General features: G+C 60.4%; 24 protein-coding genes and 2 pseudogenes. 11 read left to right on the top strand and 15 right to left on the bottom strand.

The features are described 5' to 3' along the window. Positions 1 to 136: 136 nt before the first annotated feature. The 7 genes and pseudogenes from ACVILL_RS10980 to ACVILL_RS10950 all read right to left on the bottom strand — a co-directional run bounded on the left by ACVILL_RS10980 (position 137) and on the right by ACVILL_RS10950 (position 3,313). The gene (locus ACVILL_RS10980) at positions 137 to 976 is read right to left on the bottom strand and encodes a hypothetical protein (RefSeq protein WP_456729057.1); all 840 of its coding nucleotides are present in this window, start codon (positions 974 to 976) and stop codon (positions 137 to 139) included. Between the two features lie 203 nt (positions 977 to 1,179). Then, positions 1,180 to 1,350, bottom strand: coding sequence for a DUF2934 domain-containing protein (locus ACVILL_RS10975; protein ID WP_456729056.1), 171 nt, complete (start codon positions 1,348 to 1,350; stop codon positions 1,180 to 1,182). Between the two features lie 12 nt (positions 1,351 to 1,362). After that, a pseudogene (locus tag ACVILL_RS10970) lies at positions 1,363 to 1,662 on the bottom strand (DUF1236 domain-containing protein); the annotation flags it as partial. 336 nt (positions 1,663 to 1,998) lie between these two features. After that, positions 1,999 to 2,178 (bottom strand): hypothetical protein, encoded by a 180-nt coding sequence (locus ACVILL_RS10965; protein WP_456729055.1) that lies wholly within the window; start codon positions 2,176 to 2,178, stop codon positions 1,999 to 2,001. Continuing rightward, positions 2,175 to 2,399 carry a hypothetical protein gene (locus ACVILL_RS10960; protein WP_456729054.1) on the bottom strand — a complete coding sequence of 75 codons (225 nt, stop codon included), beginning with the start codon at positions 2,397 to 2,399 and terminating at the stop codon, positions 2,175 to 2,177. The genes ACVILL_RS10965 and ACVILL_RS10960 overlap by 4 nt, the downstream gene beginning before the upstream one ends. A 47-nt stretch (positions 2,400 to 2,446) precedes the next feature. Further along, entirely contained in the window at positions 2,447 to 2,770 is a 324-nt protein-coding gene (locus ACVILL_RS10955) for a hypothetical protein (RefSeq protein ID WP_456729053.1), read from the bottom strand. A gap of 87 nt (positions 2,771 to 2,857) precedes the next feature. Continuing rightward, positions 2,858 to 3,313 carry an Hsp20 family protein gene (locus ACVILL_RS10950; protein WP_212023322.1) on the bottom strand — a complete coding sequence of 152 codons (456 nt, stop codon included), beginning with the start codon at positions 3,311 to 3,313 and terminating at the stop codon, positions 2,858 to 2,860. Between the two features lie 1,738 nt (positions 3,314 to 5,051). Between ACVILL_RS10950 and ACVILL_RS10945 the strand changes: the two genes are divergently transcribed. Continuing rightward, positions 5,052 to 5,243 (top strand): hypothetical protein, encoded by a 192-nt coding sequence (locus ACVILL_RS10945; protein ID WP_456729052.1) that lies wholly within the window; start codon positions 5,052 to 5,054, stop codon positions 5,241 to 5,243. A gap of 94 nt (positions 5,244 to 5,337) precedes the next feature. Here ACVILL_RS10945 and ACVILL_RS10940 read toward each other — a convergent pair whose 3' ends face one another. Further along, complete coding sequence (locus ACVILL_RS10940; RefSeq protein ID WP_456729051.1) at positions 5,338 to 5,574, bottom strand: DUF6894 family protein; 237 nt, start codon at positions 5,572 to 5,574, stop codon at positions 5,338 to 5,340. 764 nt (positions 5,575 to 6,338) lie between these two features. Between ACVILL_RS10940 and ACVILL_RS10935 the strand changes: the two genes are divergently transcribed. Beyond that, positions 6,339 to 6,584, top strand: a complete 246-nt coding sequence (locus ACVILL_RS10935; RefSeq protein WP_456729050.1) for a DUF6894 family protein — start codon at positions 6,339 to 6,341, stop codon at positions 6,582 to 6,584. A gap of 193 nt (positions 6,585 to 6,777) precedes the next feature. Here the strand turns inward: ACVILL_RS10935 and ACVILL_RS10930 are convergent, their stop codons facing one another. Then, positions 6,778 to 7,113 (bottom strand): hypothetical protein, encoded by a 336-nt coding sequence (locus tag ACVILL_RS10930; protein ID WP_456729049.1) that lies wholly within the window; start codon positions 7,111 to 7,113, stop codon positions 6,778 to 6,780. 374 nt (positions 7,114 to 7,487) lie between these two features. Here ACVILL_RS10930 and istA point away from each other — a divergent pair. From istA to ACVILL_RS10905, 5 genes and pseudogenes are all read left to right on the top strand, one after another. Beyond that, positions 7,488 to 9,030: pseudogene (istA, locus tag ACVILL_RS10925) on the top strand (IS21 family transposase). A gap of 14 nt (positions 9,031 to 9,044) precedes the next feature. Beyond that, a complete protein-coding gene (gene istB / locus ACVILL_RS10920; protein WP_456727991.1) occupies positions 9,045 to 9,806 on the top strand; it encodes an IS21-like element helper ATPase IstB in 762 nt (253 codons plus the stop codon). Between the two features lie 303 nt (positions 9,807 to 10,109). Then, positions 10,110 to 10,376 (top strand): hypothetical protein, encoded by a 267-nt coding sequence (locus tag ACVILL_RS10915; RefSeq protein ID WP_456729048.1) that lies wholly within the window; start codon positions 10,110 to 10,112, stop codon positions 10,374 to 10,376. After that, the gene (locus ACVILL_RS10910) at positions 10,369 to 10,677 is read left to right on the top strand and encodes a hypothetical protein (RefSeq protein WP_456729047.1); all 309 of its coding nucleotides are present in this window, start codon (positions 10,369 to 10,371) and stop codon (positions 10,675 to 10,677) included. Before ACVILL_RS10915 ends, ACVILL_RS10910 begins: the two co-directional genes overlap by 8 nt. Before the next feature lie 43 nt (positions 10,678 to 10,720). Then, positions 10,721 to 10,999 (top strand): DUF1488 domain-containing protein, encoded by a 279-nt coding sequence (locus tag ACVILL_RS10905; RefSeq protein ID WP_456729046.1) that lies wholly within the window; start codon positions 10,721 to 10,723, stop codon positions 10,997 to 10,999. A gap of 144 nt (positions 11,000 to 11,143) precedes the next feature. Here ACVILL_RS10905 and ACVILL_RS10900 read toward each other — a convergent pair whose 3' ends face one another. After that, on the bottom strand, positions 11,144 to 11,353 hold the full coding sequence (locus ACVILL_RS10900) for a hypothetical protein (RefSeq protein ID WP_212023328.1): 210 nt from the start codon (positions 11,351 to 11,353) through the stop codon (positions 11,144 to 11,146). A 232-nt stretch (positions 11,354 to 11,585) separates the two neighbouring features. Then, positions 11,586 to 11,864, bottom strand: a complete 279-nt coding sequence (rpsU, locus tag ACVILL_RS10895; protein ID WP_212023345.1) for a 30S ribosomal protein S21 — start codon at positions 11,862 to 11,864, stop codon at positions 11,586 to 11,588. A 441-nt stretch (positions 11,865 to 12,305) separates the two neighbouring features. On the opposite strand from rpsU, the gene ACVILL_RS10890 reads away from it, so the two are divergent. Then, positions 12,306 to 12,515 (top strand): cold-shock protein, encoded by a 210-nt coding sequence (locus ACVILL_RS10890; protein WP_212023329.1) that lies wholly within the window; start codon positions 12,306 to 12,308, stop codon positions 12,513 to 12,515. Positions 12,516 to 12,902: 387 nt separating this feature from the next. Further along, the gene (locus ACVILL_RS10885) at positions 12,903 to 13,130 is read left to right on the top strand and encodes a hypothetical protein (RefSeq protein WP_456729045.1); all 228 of its coding nucleotides are present in this window, start codon (positions 12,903 to 12,905) and stop codon (positions 13,128 to 13,130) included. A 41-nt stretch (positions 13,131 to 13,171) separates the two neighbouring features. Here the strand turns inward: ACVILL_RS10885 and ACVILL_RS10880 are convergent, their stop codons facing one another. The 4 genes from ACVILL_RS10880 to ACVILL_RS10865 all read right to left on the bottom strand — a co-directional run bounded on the left by ACVILL_RS10880 (position 13,172) and on the right by ACVILL_RS10865 (position 16,282). After that, on the bottom strand, positions 13,172 to 13,354 hold the full coding sequence (locus tag ACVILL_RS10880) for a hypothetical protein (RefSeq protein WP_456729044.1): 183 nt from the start codon (positions 13,352 to 13,354) through the stop codon (positions 13,172 to 13,174). Positions 13,355 to 13,545: 191 nt separating this feature from the next. Beyond that, positions 13,546 to 13,923, bottom strand: coding sequence for a response regulator (locus ACVILL_RS10875; protein ID WP_456729043.1), 378 nt, complete (start codon positions 13,921 to 13,923; stop codon positions 13,546 to 13,548). A 13-nt stretch (positions 13,924 to 13,936) separates the two neighbouring features. Beyond that, positions 13,937 to 15,973 (bottom strand): GAF domain-containing protein, encoded by a 2,037-nt coding sequence (locus ACVILL_RS10870; protein WP_456729042.1) that lies wholly within the window; start codon positions 15,971 to 15,973, stop codon positions 13,937 to 13,939. A gap of 141 nt (positions 15,974 to 16,114) precedes the next feature. Continuing rightward, positions 16,115 to 16,282, bottom strand: a complete 168-nt coding sequence (locus tag ACVILL_RS10865) for a DUF3606 domain-containing protein (RefSeq protein ID WP_456729041.1) — start codon at positions 16,280 to 16,282, stop codon at positions 16,115 to 16,117. A gap of 429 nt (positions 16,283 to 16,711) precedes the next feature. Here ACVILL_RS10865 and ACVILL_RS10860 point away from each other — a divergent pair, with 429 nt between their 5' ends. Further along, complete coding sequence (locus tag ACVILL_RS10860) at positions 16,712 to 16,963, top strand: hypothetical protein (protein ID WP_100951605.1); 252 nt, start codon at positions 16,712 to 16,714, stop codon at positions 16,961 to 16,963. Between the two features lie 1,010 nt (positions 16,964 to 17,973). Continuing rightward, positions 17,974 to 18,783 carry a transglutaminase-like domain-containing protein gene (locus ACVILL_RS10855; RefSeq protein WP_456729040.1) on the top strand — a complete coding sequence of 270 codons (810 nt, stop codon included), beginning with the start codon at positions 17,974 to 17,976 and terminating at the stop codon, positions 18,781 to 18,783. The last annotated feature ends 252 nt before the right edge of the window (positions 18,784 to 19,035 follow it).

Below are 19,035 nucleotides of genomic sequence, written 5' to 3'. Positions count from 1 at the left end.
TCACAAACGTCGACCGGGCTTTTCTGGAATCCTTGTTTTTCGGCCAATTTCGCGCGTTCAGGGCAAAGGGGGTGCGAATCCCACTCTCTCGGCCACTTCTACGCCACAGGTCTCCCCAGTATCCGCTTATTCGAATCTAGCGCAAGGCCGCCGAAGCACCCCGCGATGTGCCGTCCCGCAAGCCACCGCCTTCGGTTGCCGCGAGGCTGGCGCAGAAAGCTCCCAAGAGCAGCGACGCCGTCAGCCAGAACGCGAGTTGAGCCGTCGCCTTTCGCGCCGCATCGGCATCGGCCTTGATTTGTGTAACGACATCGTTGACCCGTTTTTCGGCGTCGGCCTGGCTGAGCCCGGTTCGCGCTGCCACGACCTTCGCGACGTACTCCCGATCGTTCGGCTTCATTTCGGCCCCCGTCTGAAAACTCGACGTGAACAATCGCAGCATCTCGCCGCGCGCGTCGCTTGCTGGCGCTTGCGGCGATGGCGTATTCGGCCGCAGCAGGGTGTCGACGTAGCCATCCATGGGGCCGGATCGGCTCGCGGACGAAGCTGCGCCTGCGGCGCCGATGTCGCCTCCGATCAAGCTGGTTGCGGGAGTGGCCAGGAGGATTGCGCCGATCACGGATGCGAGCGCCCAGGCGACAAAGCCGTGAGCCGTGTCCCGGAAGTAGACCTCGTCAGCGTGGACACCGATCCAGCGGGAGCGCAATCGGCCTGCAATGTAACCACCGATCGACGATGACAACATGGCGATGACGATCAGATAGAGGCCAGTCCCGATCTTGAAGGTGGTCGTGGAGACGCCGGCATCGGCCCACGGAGAGACCACAGACAGGCCTAGCCCTACGCCGAATGCCAATAGGACCAACGTCAAGGCGCAAGCGACCACGGCTCCGGCCGTGACGGCGCCCCACGACACGCCCGAGACGGACGGTTCGCCGAGGTCGGTTGCCGGTTGGACGACAACGGTATCAATCATGATGCTCATCCCAATTTTGCGATGAGATCAGCTCATCGTGCCGCAACAATAGGCAGCTCTGACAAAGGTTCCTCGGCGAGCGACCTGCCGATTTGGCGTGCAAGGGACGCTTGGGCTCAGCGAAGTGCGGCTGGCTCGCGAGCCTGCTCAACCGCGCGGAAGGAAGGGCTGAACGATCGACGCTAGCAGGCGAAGGGCGCTGGCTATTCCAATCTGTCCTGAGGCGGCTCAGGTGCCGCCTCCGCGCGGACCTCGCGCTCCGCTTGCAGCCAGAAATCCATTTCCGAACCGTCGGTCTTGCCGCTTTGCTCCCAGAACTCGCAAGGTCGGCCCCAGCGCAGCCCAGGCACGTACATGTGCTTGATGACGAGCATGACTGAAGCTGGTCACTCTACGATTTCGACAATCCGGTGTGTACGAGGATCGACCAGCACCGTCCGGCCATTGACCACGGTGTAGCGATAGTCATGCGTGCCATATTCCGGCGGCTCGTCGTAGTAGGTTACGTCTTCGCCCGGAAGGTCGGCGCCTACCCTCACCTCGCCGTCGTAAGTGTAGGACGGATAGTGGCGCTCGGCCACATAACTGCGAAAGCGGGGCCGTTGGTCGATGCCCAGCACGCCGTTCACGCCTCCAACAACGCCACCGATTGCACCGCCAACCACGGCACCGACCGGCCCAGCGGCATTTGCGCGATGTAGCACAACCGATGCAGAGCCACAACGTTCTAAGCTGCGGGCAACTCAGATGCTTCTAAAGCTCTGATGCCCGTGCGTTCTTGGACAGGCGATGACTCCTCCCAAGCCGGTCCGGCGGAAAGCGGACGACCCGTGAGGCGCTGGCGCAAAGCAAGAGAAACAACGCGCGCTGCGCCTTGTACCTCGCCGCACTGCGACTGCATTCCGAGCCGCGCATCAGAGAACGCCCGTCGGTCGTAGAAACAGACCACTTCCACCTGCCGCGTCCACGCCGCTTCAGCACGATGTCGAACGCCGCGAAGCGGTCCTCGCTCGGCTGGCAGTTCATGCCGCGAACCTGTCCGGGAAGTCGTCGCGAAGCTCGTCCAGCAGCCGCTGCTCGCGCTCGATCCGGCTTCTGTAGAGCTCAGCTTCCTTCTCGGTCTTTGCTCGCGCCAGCAGTAGGCGATAATGGCCGATAATCTTTTCGCGGCCCTGGATAAGCAATTCTCGAATGTCGGTCATGAAACGACCCTCATGCTCGACAAGGAAGAGAATTCCTTCAAAGAAGGAAATGTCACCGGAAAGGTCTCGGCCATGAGGGCATCGAGCGTGGTCTGCTCGTCGGCCATCCGCTTCTCAATGAACTCACGGTCGAAGTCGGACAACTCCGTCCGGAGCAAGTCGCGAAAGCGGTGGATGTTGTTGCGGTGGGTACGAATGCGAGCCAAGTTCGCTTCGAACATTGTTTCCATCCTGGTTGTGATGATCCGTCCGAGTCCTGTTCCTTGCTTCACGCCGCCGCACGCCGTTCGGTCGATCGCAGCCGCATGGGCTTGCCGCCGGGAGGTGGCGCCGGGCCGCCATCCAATGCGCGAAGCGCCTCCAGGATTTCGTCGATGGTCACGGGTCCTTTCAGGCCTTCGGGAGCGCGCAACGAGGGGCAGGACGCGATCGCGGAAGCGTCGGATGCCCACGACGCCAGGATGGCGCGCTTCTCCGCGAGGGTAAGACCCGAATGAGAGACCACGTCCCTCGGATGCTCGAATCTGATGCCGGGATGAAGCAGATAGTCGAAATCGAAGACATTATGGTCGAGCGCGGTCGTCGGCCGCATGGCTGCCTCCATTCGAGACGAGTTGAGGGAAGGCCGCGTGGGAAATCCCGCGCGGCCGAGATCGAACCTGTACACCGGGTCCGGTAATCAGGCGGCCTTGGCTTCGATCTGAGCTACGTTGCTTGTAGTCGCGCCGTTGATCTCGATCCGGCGGGGCTTCATCGCCTCGGGAATCTCGCGCACCAGGTCGACGACGAGCAGGCCGTTCTCGAAGCGCGCGCCCTTGACCTCCACGTGGTCGGCGAGCGTGAACTGGCGCTTGAAGTTGCGCGCCGAGATGCCGCGATGCAGGAAGGTCTTGCCTTCCTTCTCCGATCTGCGGCTTTCGAGCGTCAGAACGTTCTGTTCGACGGTGAGTTCGACTTCATCCGGCTTGAATCCGGCCAACGCGACCGAAATCTGGAAGCGGTTCTCGTCGAGCCTTTCGATATTGTAGGGGGGATAGCTCTCCTCGCCCACGCGCTGGGCGGCTTCGGCGAGGTCGAACAGACGGTCGAATCCGATGGCCGACCGGAACAGGGGCGAAAAATCTACAGTGCGCATAGCCAGATCCTCCTGGGAGCAAAATGGTTACGAGCGGCACCGGACACGTCCGGTGCCCGTCTCAAGTGGCGGGACCCTATGGCATCCCGATCACCACGATGGTGACGCCGAAAGAATTTGGAATCCGGGGAATAGTTTCAAGGGGTCCGCGGAAATTTTTTCGGCAAGACGAGATGGTTAATCTGTCGCACCGACGACCCGTCAGTCCCGTACACAGTACAGCCGCCTCAGCCGTTTCTCTCCGTGTCTCAATCGGCATCCGAAGCGCCGCGGGCTCCTCGCCGTCGCACATGCCCTCGACAGCCTCGCTAGGTTTAGCCGATGCTTTAGCGTGGGTCGCGAGGGACGTATGTGGGGCTCCGGACGGATTGGCTGCTGACGGAGCGCCGACCGGCCGACGAGACCCACTTCGGAGTCAGATCACATTGAGGCCAGCGCCAGGGCCTTCTCGAAGAATCGGCGGGCTGATGCCAAGTGCTCTGGAACAGGCCTTCTGTTGACGGACAGTTCCCCAAAAATACAGGTCCATTACGTCGGGATGAACCACGCTCTCGGCACGCCGTGCCTCGGCCGCAACGAGAAGCATGCCTGGGCCATGGCGCGCGATCTCCAACACCGACCTCCCGTTTGCCGAACCGAGGTCACCGCCGGCGAGCGCCATTCTTCACAAATTGGATTGCGGCGAAGTTTCCGTGGTGGGATTGCGGCAAACTGAGAGTATAGTCAGTGCATGCAAGACGCCCAGGTGGTCTTCGAAGCTGAACGGGTCTCTGCCGGCAATTGGCGGCTTGTGTGTCATTGTCCTGGCGGAAAGATCGAATACATAACTGGGTTCTTGGACGAGCAATCGACCAAAAACTGGCTGGCGACCGAACACCTTGACTATTGGCTCAAGGGAAGAGGCTATGCGTCATGAGCAGCCACTCCAAGCGTGCCCGCGACGTTGATTGAAAATTCTGGCAGCGCCAATCGTGCTTGCTCTGCATCTCGTCTACGCTAACGCACGGAAGCGCCTCGGCACCTGCCTCCGTGGTGCCCAGGGGTGCCGGGGTCGTCTGCTCTGCGTGCGATCGATGAGAAGGGCTGCCGTTTCCTGATGACTATGAGCCGCCGAAAGAGGCCGCCACTGAGGCCGCCAGAAAGTGTAAACGTGCAGCCTAAAATCAAAGAGCATACCTGCCCGAATTGCAATGGGACGGGCTTCCCGGCCGTCATGCAGTCGGTAAAGCGGGGTTACAAAATCTATCCGGCCAAATGCGAAACCTGCGACGGCAAGGGAAGGGTCACGGAAGACAATTAAGCCGCCTAGACTGAGCTGCTACGCTGCCCATCTGAAAATCTTACGGGCGGTGCGGCCTTCCAGGCCGAGAGGGTACCAGCAAAATCCCGGATAGTGATCCGGCCTGCCGGGTCGAAATGAGGCAATACCGTTGGACCCCGGCGCGTGGTCTTTAGTCTGCGGCACTTCGTCGATGGAGAGGGCGACGCGTGATCGTCAAGCGAAGAGGTTGTTCCCCGCCTGCGTCTCCAAGCATTCGCGGGAGAGTGCAACGCGCGCATGTTCCAAGTTGCTATCGCAGGCCTCTTTCATTTATCGGGCTGTTCTCCTGTCCATGCTACTCTTCGCTTCGTTCGGGCTTCAGGCTCGAAACTCATCCTGCAAAGCCGGGTCACCCCTAAGATGGTCCGCGGGGATTCGCCAGTGCTTCAAACGTTGCTGTAATTTTTAGGATACTGGATGATCGTCTATTTTTCATGCGGCGGCTGCGGCGCGACCTATGCTGTCGTTCAAGAACGTCGCGCCATTTCCGTTGTCACATCGGGCGCCTTCAAGTGCGAACGCTGCGGAAAGGCCGTCCATCATTGGTCGGGAATGTATGCTTACTCAGATTGGAAATATCTCGGATCGCGCGATGACGCTGAAAGCTGACCGCCCTCGGGCAGACCGCAAGAAGGCCGCTCGCAAGCTCATGGACACGCTGGGCGCCTCCGAGCCGATTCCGAAGGACCGCAAATGGTCGCCATCAATGCTTCGTGCTCGCGTTTCGGTAGACGATGGAAACGCAGAAAAGCCGGTCAGTTGCCGTGCGTACTTCGACCGCGATGTCGGGCCGATCGACTAAAAAGACGGAATCCTTGGCCATCCCAGCCAGCGTTTGCGCCGCCTCGACTTCGGCGGCTTTTTGATTTGGCAGCCTCAGACCTTCCTCGTCTGCGAAGAACTCGCGGCCGCTTTGAATGTCAAAGAAATAGCGTTCCATGAAGCAGCTCCTGTTCCTTGCAGGCGGGAGCGCAGGAACGTTTCTCAGCCACCGGCGCCTGCGGGCCGAGCCTTGGCGAGTGATGAGCGTATAATATCTCGCATTGTTGAAGGTTGCTAATCAAAACAGGCCGCGGCCTCAATCGATCGAGGCGGCCCTACCGCATAACGTAGCTATTGCCATGACGACGAGAGGACACAGACCCAACAATGCGATGGATACGCAGCAAAAGTCGGTCATTGGCCATGACACAACCTCTGTATTGAAAATGCTCTCGGCCCAAGTCAAATGAACTAGTTATTATCGATCAGGACTTGAGGATCGAAACGCATCGATGGCGTGGGCGATGAGAACGCCAACGCTCAAAATAATCAAGCAAGACAGTATGACATTGAGCATGACGACCGAGCGACCGGGGGCTGTGGACTGAGCAGCAACATGGACGCTGGGGTCCTAGAGAAGACGCTGCGTTGAGGCATGACGCGCGCGAACTGTGTTCGAATTGCACTGCGTAGGTGTTTGAATTGAGACTACTGCAATCGGCGCTGGCCGCGGGCAACCGGCGCCAAGAGCAGCTTGCTGATCTCATCCATTGCCTATGCAAGCCGGTCCGGCGCAGTTCCATGTCATCGCGGCTGCCGTTGCCGCCTAGCAACCATCTGGCACCAACCCTGTTGTCCTCCCCATCACCGATTAAGCTTCATGCATAGGCATCGGTGGCCGAGAAGACACATAGCGCTCCCGCCCGACTCTGGGAGTGCCTGATGGCACGGTCCTATTCCGATCTCCTCGATGAAGACGGCCTGTTCATTGACGAAGAAGGCCTGGAATTCTCGGACCTTCGAGCCGTGCAAGCTGAAGCCGCAAAGTCACTGGCCGACATGGCTCGGGAGGCGGTGCATGGCTCACCAGGTCTTTCAAAGCGGCATATGATGGTTGATGTACGAGACAAAGTCGGCCCGGTGATGCAGATCCGGTTCAACTTCGAGGTCGAAAGAATGAAGCAATAGGCACTCCTTTATCTCGACGGATTTGCTTATTGCTCGGCGAGCGGTGGAACGCGGTCCGGCTTCCATTGGCCAGCAGCGGAGGGAATCCCAACTCGCGGCCGGAAACACGGCAGTGATCCTGACACTCTTCGACCGTCGAAAGCGCGCCCATGGCAGGCAGTCAGGCTACCGGCGGCTGCCTGTCAGCTCCCGCCTACTTCTTCTTCGAGGGCCCCAAATCCGGTTGCCAAGCGGCCTCTTTCCGGCTCGGTGCCGCCGCTATGACCTTGGCTTTTTCCTTTTTCGGCTTCTTGGTTTCGCGATTCCCGCGTTGCTGTCCCTTCGCCATGACGTCTATCTCCTGTTGGGGGTCGAGCTCGTGAAGTTCATCCGACTGCAGAACGCGCCCGCGCGGTGTGCATACGCGAACATCCATATAACCCTCGCGCAGCAGCTTGCGCGCGATACGCAGCGCGAGCGTCGCGCTGCCGCGGCCGAGACTGGCACTGCCATGCGCGTTGGTCCCCGTGATGAGGTAGCGCACGCGCATTGTCCTAGCCATTAAGGATGGCTGCGGCACACACCAGAAGCAAAAGAAACAGCGGAACGATCACCGGCGGGACGATCCATTCCGAGGCGCGAAAGGAAGACATAGGGCGCTCCTGCAAATCTATCGGCGGGAGCGTGCGTAACCCTCAGTCACCGGTCGATGCCGTTGAGACGTGCGGTGATGCAACACCGTACTGCGTAATCCGAAGCAAGCCGGCCACTGATTCCGACGCAACCCGGCCACCGATTCCGACGGAAGTCGGCCACCGATTCCGATCGAAGCCGGCCACCCTGTTGAGACCGGCCTGACGCTCTCGAAGACGGCGATCGAATCGCGGACCAGCCCCCCTTTGCGGCCGAGCAAGGGGAGGTCTGATGCCCGCCGAGAGAGCGCCGATGCGGAAGGTTCGAGAAGTTTTGAGACTGCGGCACGCCCTTGGCGTGAGCGAGCGGCAGATCGCCGTCACCGTCGGCATCAGCCGATCGACGGTTGGCGAGTATCTGCGGCGGGCTGCCGTGATCGGCATCACCTGGCCGGTGCCGGAAGGGATGGACGACGGCGAGCTCGAGCGCCGGCTGTTCACGCCGCCGACATTCGAGGAGAAGCCGGCGCGGCCGTTGCCCGACTGGACGGCGGTGCACCGGGAGCTGAAGCGGCGCAGCGTGACGCTGCTCTTGCTGTGGGAGGAATATCGCGCGGAGCACGCGGACGGCTATGGCTACAGCCGGTTCTGCGATCTCTACCGGAAATGGAGCGAGACGATCTCGCCGACCATGCGGCAGGCGCATGGGCCTGGAGAGAAGCTGTTCGTCGACTTCGCGGGCGACACGGTGCCGGTGTTCGACGCCGCTACCGGCGCGCAGCGGCTGGCCCATGTCTTTGTCGCCGTGCTGGGAGCATCCAACTACACCTTTGCCGAGGCGCGCTGGTCGGAGGGGTTGGCTGACTGGATTGCGGTGCACGTCAATGCTTTGCGGGCGATCGGCGGCGTGCCGAAGGCGATCGTCTGCGACAATCTGAAATCCGGCGTCACCGCCACCTGTCGCTATGAGCCGGGCATCAACCGCACCTACCAGGAGCTGGCCCAGCATTACGGCACCGCGATCCTGCCCACGCGTCCGCGCAAGCCGCGCGACAAGGCGAAGGTGGAAGTGGCGGTGCAAATCGTCCAGCGGTTTGTGCTGGCGAGGCTGCGGAACCAGCGCTTCTTCTCGCTTGACGAACTCAACGCGGCAATCCGCGAGGCGATCGCCGACCTCAACGCCAAGATCATGCGCAAGCTCGGCGTGAGCCGCAATGAGCTGTTCGCGCAGATCGACAAGCCGGCGCTCAAAGCCCTACCGCCGATGCCGTATCAGTATGCCGAGTGGAAGAAGTGCCGGGTCGCGCCCGACTATCACGTCGAGCTCGCCGGTCACTACTACTCGGTGCCCTCACGTCTGATCCGCGAAGAGCTCGAGGCGCGCATAACCGACAGGACGATCGAGATCCTGCACAAGGGCATCCGGGTGGCCAGCCACGCCCGCTCTGACGTGCCCCATCGCCACACCACGATCCCGGAGCACATGCCGAGCCGCGCACCGGCGCTATGCCGAATGGACGCCGGCGCGGATCAAACGAGAAGCCGCCAAGATCGGCCCCGCCACGATCGCTCTCGTCGAGGCGATCATGAGAGCCAAGCCACACCCCGAGCAGGGCTTCCGGGCTTGTCTCGGCATTCTGCGGCTCGCACGCAGCTACGGCTCGGCCCGCATCGAGGCCGCCTGCCAGCGCGGCAACGACATCGGCGCGACCACCTACGGCTCGATCAAGTCGATCCTGCAGCACGGGCTCGATCGCGCCTACGCGAATGAACAGCCGCCGGACGGGCCACCAATCCGACACGGCAACATCCGCGGCACCGATTACTACCACTGAAGAAAGGAGAGACGATGTTGACACATCCCACTCACGAGCGCCTCGTCGCGCTCGGGCTCAATGGCATGGCGAAGGCCCTCGACGAACAGCAACGACAGCCTGACATCGCCGCGCTGGCCTTCGAGGAGCGCCTCGCGCTGCTCGTCGACCGCGAGGCGACCGAGCGCGAGAACAAGCGCCTGGTCGCCCGGTTGCGGTTCGCAAGCCTCCGGCAAAACGCCGTCGTCGAGGATATCGACATGAAGGCGCCGCGCGGACTCGACAAGCCGCTGTTCCAAAAGCTCGTCGCCGGCGAGTGGATCGACCGGCATCAAAACCTGCTCATCATCGGCCCGACCGGCGTCGGCAAGAGCTGGATTGCTTGCGCCTTGGGCCACAAGGCCTGCCGGGACAACCGCTCCGTGCTCTATCAACGGCTGCCGCGGCTGTTTGAGGCGCTCGCCCTCGCGCGGGGCGACGGCCGCCATGCTCGCCTCCTCAGGACCCTGGCGCGCGTGGAACTCCTGATCCTTGACGACTGGGGGCTTGCCTCGATGACGGCCGAGCAACAACGCGACCTGCTGGAGATGATGGAGGATCGCCATGGCCGCGGCTCAACCGTGGTGACAAGCCAGCTCCCGGTCGAGCATTGGCATGAACTCATCGGCAACCCAACCATTGCCGACGCCATCCTCGATCGCCTCGTGCACAACGCCCACAGGCTCACCCTCAAGGGCGAGAGCCTGCGCAAAGCCGCCGCCAAGCGTCAGACGCTTGACGACGAGGCCGCCAACTGACCTGATGACGACGTCGTCGCGAGAGCCCGCCTCGGCAGGCGGCCGGGATCATCGGAATCCCCGGCCGGCTTCCATCGGTACAGGCGGCCGGCTTCGCTCGGAATCCACGGCCGACTTCATCGGAATGCGCAACCGTACCCCTCCGGCACGCCAATAGCGAGCGCTAATACGCCGCGCATGCGCGAGTTCGGCGCTGCGGCGTCAGCGCGCATGAATGGCGAATGCGCTGGCTATTGTCCTGCGATCGGCGCATGCTGGTCACTGCAGGTCGGTTGGGCCCCAGCTGCAAGAAGGCAGGCGTGCATGACCATCCGCTCACGGCGAGAGACCGTCACGTTCAGGCATCCGTTTCGAATTGGCAGTATCAAGCGGCTGCTGCCCGCCGGCGCTTACGAGGTCATCACTGACGAGGAGGCGATCGAAGGGCTCACTTTCTCGGCCTACCGCCGCATTGCCACGATGATCGTCGTACCCTCGGAGGGCGCTCACAACTCAATGGAAGTACTTTCGATCGGCTCAGTCGACCTTGCCGATGCACAAGCTGCGGACGCGAGTGCAGGCGATGACTGACCACCCAGTTGATCTCGACAAGCATCGCGGGATGGCTGCACAGAAGGCGACCGATTTGCGCCGAGCGCTGGCCGAAGTCGAGACCCATGCAAGGGAGCTACGCGAACGTGAATCCGAGCTGGAACACCGCATGATGTCGGCGCCTGCTGCCTCGTGGCCGGAGGCAGCAGTGAAAGCGCGGCATCTGCTTAATCTCTATGCTGCAAGCTTGCCTGCTGAAGATACCAGGCACCGTGCGCTGGTCACGATGCTGCTCGACGATTTCGTCAGGCTCACGGAGCTAGACCGCGGGAGCAGCTAGCAAAGCGGCGCTGTCACGGGATCATTTCGTAAAGGAGCAAGCCATGACGCTGACGAGCGGTCGCTATATCGGCCACGAGTACGACAGGATGATCGTCCTGTTTTCGATGCAAGACGGCGCTAAGGAAGTATCCTGCGCAATCTCGACTTCCGCGATGGACTATCTCGAGGGCGGCAAGCAGATCCGTTCCGAACAGCGCGAAGCCCAGTTCATTCGCCTGCGCGATCGCATCGAGGCGTGCGCGGCGAGCAAATATCGAGCGACGGAGTTCGAAGGAAATCCGAGAGGAATCGTGCTGCGAGGCATCGATTTCAGAGCATAGATGCCTGCTGTTTCCTGCTGCCCAAACAAATCGTCCGCAAAGTCTGCCAAGGCGAAGATTCGACGATGCTGTTTCGTCGATTAGACGCATGACGCTTGTGAAGCAGCGTCGAGGGTGCCAGGACGACGCCGAGGCACCCGTCCCTTAGCTATTGGTCTTCTTCGTCGAACGATCGACGCGGACGGTTCGGAATTCTGCAGGCCCTTCAACCAAGCGCCGCTTGCGTATCGCTTGATCATCGGCACTGGCACGATTATCGGCCTTATGGTCGATTGCAGCGCCAGCCAGATGAACAGCACGCTTGCGCTGGCTATGAATGCGACGAGCCGTCGTATCGTCCTTTGGTTTCGCCATCCAAACCTCCTGGGATTGAAGAACCGGCCTGACAGGTGGCACGCGCCCCGACCAACATATCTGGCTGTACCAACCAGGCCCCTGCATCCGAGACCCACCGACCAGCCTCGCTGGGAGTTGGCCGATTCATGATCCACGCTTTCCGTCGCGTCACAATCGGTAACGAGAGTTGCAATAGATCGATGACGGCAAGGTTCCGTCGATGCCCGGCGTTCTTCCGATCGCGAGACGTCTAAGCGCGCTCCTTGCTGGCGACCTGCGGCAAAGGTGGTTTGCGTTCCGGAAGCTTCTTCTTCGGGGGTGCCGGCAGCAAGCCTTCCCTGATGGCCTGTTTCCGAGCGAGCTTGCGGGCCCGGCGAATGGCCTCGGCTTTTTCGCGGGTCTTCCGCTCCGAAGGCTTCTCGTAGGACCGTCGCTGCTTCATTTCCCGGAAAACGCCCTCGCGCTGCATCTTCTTCTTCAGAACACGAAGCGCCTGGTCAACATTGTTATCGCGAACAAGTACCTGCAAATGAAACTCCCCGCTGGGCTGCGAACGCGGCAGGTCCCTGCATGCAGCCAGTTGCGCAGGAAGCTCGTTGTAATTTTGAGAATGATAAAACGGCGGCATGTCTTCGCCGACGTCGAACGCGCCGGGCTGTTCGTCACGGCATCCAGTTCGGTGTGAGTGACGGGACCACTCCCGGACAGCCATGTCAATCGATAAAGCGCTCATCTTACGATGACGAGGCCGTTCGAACCTGCTCGAACGATGACCAAGGACGCTCTTGCAAAACAAACTTGCTCGCCATCCTTGTAAAAGTGAGAAAGCTGAGTATATTGCAATTATTCGATTAGCCGCTGTGCCTTGTTGAACGCGCCCGCGGGCTCCTTTTCCAGAGACATCGACGAAGTTGAAAGATGCCGTGTGAGCGTCACGCGGAACGCGCTCGTGCGCTTTGGAGAATGAAAAATGACGACAGGCACTGTTAAGTGGTTCAACGGCCAAAAGGGCTTTGGGTTTATTCAGCCAAGCGACGGCAGCAACGACGTGTTCGTTCACATCAGCGCGGTCGAACGCGCTGGTCTTTCCGGTCTGGCCGAAGGCCAGAAGGTCAGCTACGAGGCCAAGACAGACAAGATGCGAGGCAAAGTCAGCGCTGAGAATCTCTCGCTGGCCTGATCTTGCGGAGCCGTTTCACGGATGTACTGAAACGGCCGCTCTGCCCGCTCGATCTCCGGATTGAGCGGGTTTTGTCCGTGCGAAGGTGTGATGGGAAATGAGCGCTGGGAAAACAGCTAAGCCGTCACCCGAAAGCATCGCGCGCTTCAATCGCAAAAGACTCGCGGCTGAAGAGGGCGTGCGGGCATTGTTGGATGTCGAGAAGCAGGCCACCGACCTTCGGAAGAACATGGCCCGACTTCGAGAACTCCGCGAGACCAAGGAGGCCGCTGACGCCGTTCTCTCGGCATCCTTGCCCACGCGCGCGCCGACGAAACGCAGAAGCAAGCCGGCTCGATAGCCGATTACCGCAGCGGCCGGTGCGTCTGCGAACGTGGTTTAATGGCAATGGGGCGGATTGTGCGTAGAGCCAAGTCAGACGGCAGCGGAACGATCACGTTTTCCCTTGCGCTCGGCGCAGCACGCCAGATCTGCAGGCTAACCACGACATTTCAGACCGACAAGCAAGCGTTCAGCTATCTTCACAAATATCGGACCGAGTTCGAGCAAATAGCGCGGGTGCGCCTCGCTTCAGGCGAGCTCGAAGACGGGATCGTCGTGCTCTCAATGCTCTAGTCTACGCTAGGACGAGACCGACAGCGCCTGCTGGCACTATGCTATTGCGTTCCGCCTTTCGATTTGCCTTCACGCGCCAAGCGCTCTGCTTTCAAGCGGGCGAGATTTTCGTGAAAGGGTCGTTGCGACTTCGTGTAATCGGTCATTGGTGTTGCCCCTCCAATCGTCTTGAAGGCATTGTTGGCTTGCTGCAGAAGCCGGGCATTCGCTTCACTCTCGATCATTTTTGCGTCTCTGGGTTTGTTTGCGTTCTGGCCATCCAGGCGTGCTGCTACGGCTTGTCCACTTGCGGTTTGTGGCCGGACAGGACAATTTGACCGGGGATCACGGCATCCCGAAGCGCGTCTGGCACGCATGGCTCGACCATAACACGAGCGAACTTCTGGGCAGCTAATCGTTGTCGGAGGTTCGTGTCTCATCCTACAAATTTCTTCATCGCTGCGACCACAACCTTCTCGTTGTACGGCTTTGAAAAGAACATGCTTCGTACAGGGAGATCGACTTCGGACGCGTCGACGTGGCCGGACGTCAAGATGATATCGATCGGCGGCCATCGGTTGCGGATGAGAGCCGCAAGCTTCATCCCGTCGATACCGCGCGGCATGTCGATATCGGAAAAGACGATGCGGATATCGAACCGCGCCTCCAGAATGCGCACGGCTTCGGTCGCATCGGCGGCTTCGACCGGTTCAAAGCCAGCTTCCTCGACCATATCGACAGCCGCCATTCTCAGCAGCGGTTCGTCCTCGACGACCAACACGAGAGGCCTGCATCTTCCGTCGTAGGCTGTCATTGGTTCTCTCCCGTCAAGGTTGTTGCACCTGAGAGAGAGGGGCTGAGAAGTCAGCTTCGAACCCAGTAGACAGGTAACGAAGCACAACGCCTCCCGTTCCGATGAGACCCATTTCGATCAGTCTTGATCCGAATCCTTTTACGGACGGGTTCGCCACGGTTGGACCGTCCACTTCCCGCCATTTCAGCGTCAGCTGGTCTTCATGGACACTCCAGGAAACCGAAACCCGGCCTGTCGGTCGGGACAATGCCCCATATTTGAGTGCATTGGTCGAAAGCTCGTGAAGCAGGAGTGACATCGACAGCGTCGCGCGCGCGCCGAGCTTGACCGCCGGACCGGAAATATCGAACCTATCGATAGTCTCGATAGCTCCGAGGACGCTCCTTACAACTTCGTATATTTTAGCTTCCGTCCAGCGTTGCTGGAGCAACGCCATGTGAGCGGACGACAGCGCCTGCAGGCGCGCACTGAACGCCTCAATCGGAGCTTGGTCCGGAACCGAGCGCAGCGTCTGCCTCGCAATCGCCATCACCATCGCCAGCGTATTCTTCATACGATGGCTGAGTTCGAGATTGAGGACGTGCTGCAGGGCTTCCGCGTCAAGTCGCGCGACACTCGCCGCCACACGGTCGCCGGCATTGCTGAGGAAGGCAATGTCCTCGTTGGTCCAGTCCCGGGGGTCGGCTGCGTGCACGAAGTACAGCGCAGTGGAGCCGTCGTGGTCCTCGATCGGTATCACCGCCATGGATCGGACCCCCAGCCCGGTCAACCTGTCCCGCGAACGCACTGATTGAGAAGGGGAGAGTACGTCGGAAACGATGATCGGGCGCTTGCCGCTGATGACGGCGTCGAGATTGCCGAAATCGGATAGCAGATGGCGGCCGGCCAGACTCGCGAAGCCTTCGGCGGACCAGTCCTTCTCGACAGTGACGTACTCCCTGGCTGCGTCGACGCGTCCGAATCCGGCTCGAATGGCGTTGAGGGCATTCCCGATGATCTCAGACGCGGCAGCGGTCGTATCCGGGACCTTGTCGAGCGATCGCAGCCGATCGCCGATGGACAACAGGGCGTCGCGCTGGACTTCAGCGCGTCGGCGATCCGTAACATCATTGAACAAGATGGCGACCAGATGTGCACTCGGATCGCCGACGCGGAAGGCATGGACGTCATACCAGCGGCCGCTCAGCGCCCTGGCTGGATTCTCAAAGCGAACGGATTCTCCCGTCTTGGCGACCTGCCCGTAGATGTCGAACCAGTGCTGTTCATGATCGGGCGCGAGCTCGCGCATCCACCTGCCCTCGGCCTCGGTTAGGCCGGTCTGCCGGGCGAAGGCTGGATTGATCTCGAGGAAGCGATAGTCCTTGGCAACGCCAGCTGCGTCGAACGCAAGCTCAACGATGCAAAATCCCGACTCCAGCGAGTTGAACAGCGACCGATACCTGTCGTCGGCGAGGCGACGGGCGGCCTCAGCGCTTTTCCGCTCGCGCATTTCGGCTTCGAGCAGCATGGTGTGGGCGTGCTGGAGCCCGATCACACGGCGCATTTCGAGTTGATTCATCGCGAGCTTGGCCAGCACTCCCAGCGTCAATCGTTGATGGTCGGTGATGCCTTCGGGGCGCGGCTGGCGATCGAGCACGCAGACGGTGCCGAGCGGGAGACCTTCCTCGGTTTTCAGCAGGGCGCCAGCATAAAAGCGAAGCCCGCCTGCTGCCGTGACCAAAGGATTGCGGGCGAATCGATCGTCCAAAAGAGTGTCGGGAACAACCATGGTTTCGCCCTGCAGGATGGCATGGACGCAGATCGAGACGTCGAGCGGAAGTTCACGAGCCCCGATTCCGACTTCTGCCTTGAACCACTGCCGGCCATTTGCAATCAGGTTCACGACCGCGATCGGTGCGCCAAACGTGTCCGCGGCCAGCCGTACGATATCGTTGAAATCAGGCTCCCTTGGCGTATCGAGGATTCCGTAACGCTCGAGGGCGGAGAGCCGGTCCCGTTCGTCCCACTCCCGCCCTGCGTCTGCCCGCTGAGCGGCGCTAATGTCGTTCATATTTTGGCATCTTGTCAGCCCCGCACCAGATGAGCGCCTTCAGCAATAAGTGCCGCTCGACCGACCGATGGTCAATCCGGTCTGTTGCTGCGCCACGTGATTTGGTGAGCAGCCAAGGTGGTCCCGCAAGATGAATGCGGGTCAGTTCGCGGCTTCCTTGACGAGCGCTGCGATCGAGTTTCCGGATTTCCGGATCGCCGTCATCAACTGCGCCTCCGAAAGCTTGAGGCGCTTGCGTAGCACCTTTACCTGAACCTTGTCCTTCAGATTAATGGCATTGCGGAACGAGGCAGCCTTGCGCCGGAACATCGGGGTGTCTTTCGATGGAGGGCCAAGCTGTACCCTGTAGTGGGTACCGACGTGCCGGAAGGCGATGGAGCGGCTGCCAGAGCTTTGCTAAAACCGTCGCTTACACATGAGGAACGCTTGGCGCCTGCCGATGTTCCCACCTTCCCAGGCGTTCTTGCAGTCACCGGCGGCGGGGACGTCTGGCGTCCAGCTGACCGCCCCGCGCCCGGTCCGATCCGCTTCCTCGCGGCATTCCGGAGCACCTTTGTCTTCCGCGAAACGAGCCACTCCCACGTGATGGCTCGGTCGGAGTGCTCGCGGCGGGAGCAATCGCATTCGGATGCCGGCCCTCACGTGGTCAGTGTCGTCGCCGACGACCTCCAAATGAGGTTGTTTTCCTTCAAACGTCGCCGCAACTGATATAGCTTGCGGTTGTAACGGGGTATCACGGTGTCCACGGCAAGAGAATTCGTAGAGTTTTGGCTGAAGAACAGCGTGCATGCTGACGAGCAATTCAGTGTGCGGCGCGGTCGGCCCGAGATTGAGGAACTGGTCCGACGCTTGTTGACAGCCGCCAAGGATCAAGGCTTCACACAAGAGCAGATCGAAGCGCAGCTGGGCGGCGACATCTACGATTACATCCGCAGCAGTATCGATTCACAGAACGCGCAAGAGACCTCACGATTGAAGCGGGATTCTTGACGCAGCAGACTCCGCCCTGCGGAGACGCCGGGAATTGCCGGCCATCTTCGTTCTCAGGGCAACATTCGCCCAACGGGCCTGAACCTATCTTCCCCCCGGGGAGACAGACCTATAACCGGGATTTTGTTCGTCCCCTCTCGGGGCTGGAGAAGCGCCGTCCGCATCTTTTCAAGTGGGCGGCGTAACTTTTCAGAGCCGACGCATTGAGTTTCCTCGTCGAAGAAATCGGATGCCTCGTCTGGCACCCTTGTCCGCTCACGGCGTGAACAGGTGCCATGGCCGATCCAGATGAAAGGCAGCTGCGGGCCTTCAGCGCTGTAAAAGAATCCATCGGCTGAAGTAGATCGAATGACTTTAGTGGGCCGTAGCTGGAATTGTCTCGATCACGCACATGTCCTCGCGGCGTATCGTCACAGACCGCCCCGTCTCCCTGGCAATCTTCCAAGCCACCTTCTTTGCGGCATCCTCATCAGTATACTCAAGTATAATGATGCTGCCTTTTCCGTCGAAAGCGACAGGATTCGACACGTTGATGATGATCAGCGGAGCTTTCTGCATCATTGCGATCGCGGAAGGCTGGGGGACATCAGCCACTGTGTGAGGTGAGCGGCCGTTTCATCATTCCGAGCTTTCCTCAGCAGTGCTTCTCGCACTCGCCCTGGAGGCAACTGCCTCGCCTGCTTCCTAAGCGCTTTGGCTTCTTGGCTAAGACGTTCTTCGAGTGAATGAATCTGCTTAAATCGCCGCCGCCGTTGCTTCATCGCTCCTCTCCAACGATTTTGCCAACCAAAAACGGAATGCATAACATTCATGAAGTAGCTTGGTTCCTATCCATCTGGCTTGGAGCTCGCGTTGATCTGACGATCTCCGGCAATGTTCGGACAGCTTGGCGAACCGAACAATGGCGCGTCGTTCCGTGAGTCACAATGAGGCGCGGGCTCGCTAAGCCTTGTTTTCGGATATTCCTTCCCCACCTGCCATAAGGGTCGTCGCAAAGGAGCGCATTTCGAATGAAGATCAATGTCGGATTCGAAATGCTCTACGATTTTCCGCAGCCGACCCCGATGATCATGGTGTTGGGCACTCACTTTTCTCGCGCGTCAGATGTCATCGTCCCGGATTCCCTGACAACCGAGCCTTCGGTGCCGATTACGCCGTACCGTGACCTGTTCGGAAATTGGTGCAGCCGGATCGTTGCGCCTGCCGGGCGAATACGTCTGGCAGCCGACGGTTGCGTGCGCGACAGCGGGCTGCCAGACCCGGTGTCTCCATCGGCTGGACAACACGCAGTAGAGGACCTGCCTGCTGATACCTTGGTCTATTTGCTCGGAAGCCGCTATTGCGAGACAGACCGGCTCACCGACATTGCCTGGAACTTGTTTCAAGACACGCCGCCAGGTTGGGCGAGAGTGCACGCAATCTGTGAATTCGTGCATCGTCATATCAGCTTTGGATACGAACATGCGAGATCCACCAAGACGGCATTCGAGGCATATCGAGAGGGTAAAGGCGTGTGCCGCGACTACGCGCATTTGGCCATCGCGTTCTGCCGCTGCATGAATATCCCGGCGCGTTACTGCACCGGCTATCTGGGCGACATGGGCACTCCAAAACCCTGGGCCGCAGGCGATTTCGCGGGCTGGTTTGAAGCTTATCTCGGGGGCAGGTGGCACACCTTTGATCCCCGCAATTTCGTGCCGCGGATCGGCCGCGTCTTGATTGCGCAGGGGCGTGACGCCGCCGATGTTCCGATTACCCAAACATTCGGGCCGAACTCCCTGATCAGCTTCAGAGTGTGGACGGACGAGGTCGCCGGGTAACCGACAGCCTGACCTTAAGCAGATAGTCGATATCGCCCCCGCCACATCGCTGCGGAGGCGCCCGGGATCGCAATGGAGTTCAGGTTTGCGCGAGCGCGGAGAGGTAAGTTCGGGCAGCGACTTAGCACGACTGCGTTCTTCCTGATAGCGTGAACGCCCAATTCGAGGCGCGTATGTCCTCGCTCAAGCTCGATACCCGGGTGCAGTCACCTCTGCTCGGACCCTTCCTTGGGCTGGGCCAGGCGGTCCCCG

The organism is Bradyrhizobium sp. USDA 3364 (assembly GCF_054056355.1).
The sequence above is the reverse complement of the archived record's forward strand: the minus strand, read 5'-3'. Positions and strand labels throughout refer to the sequence as shown.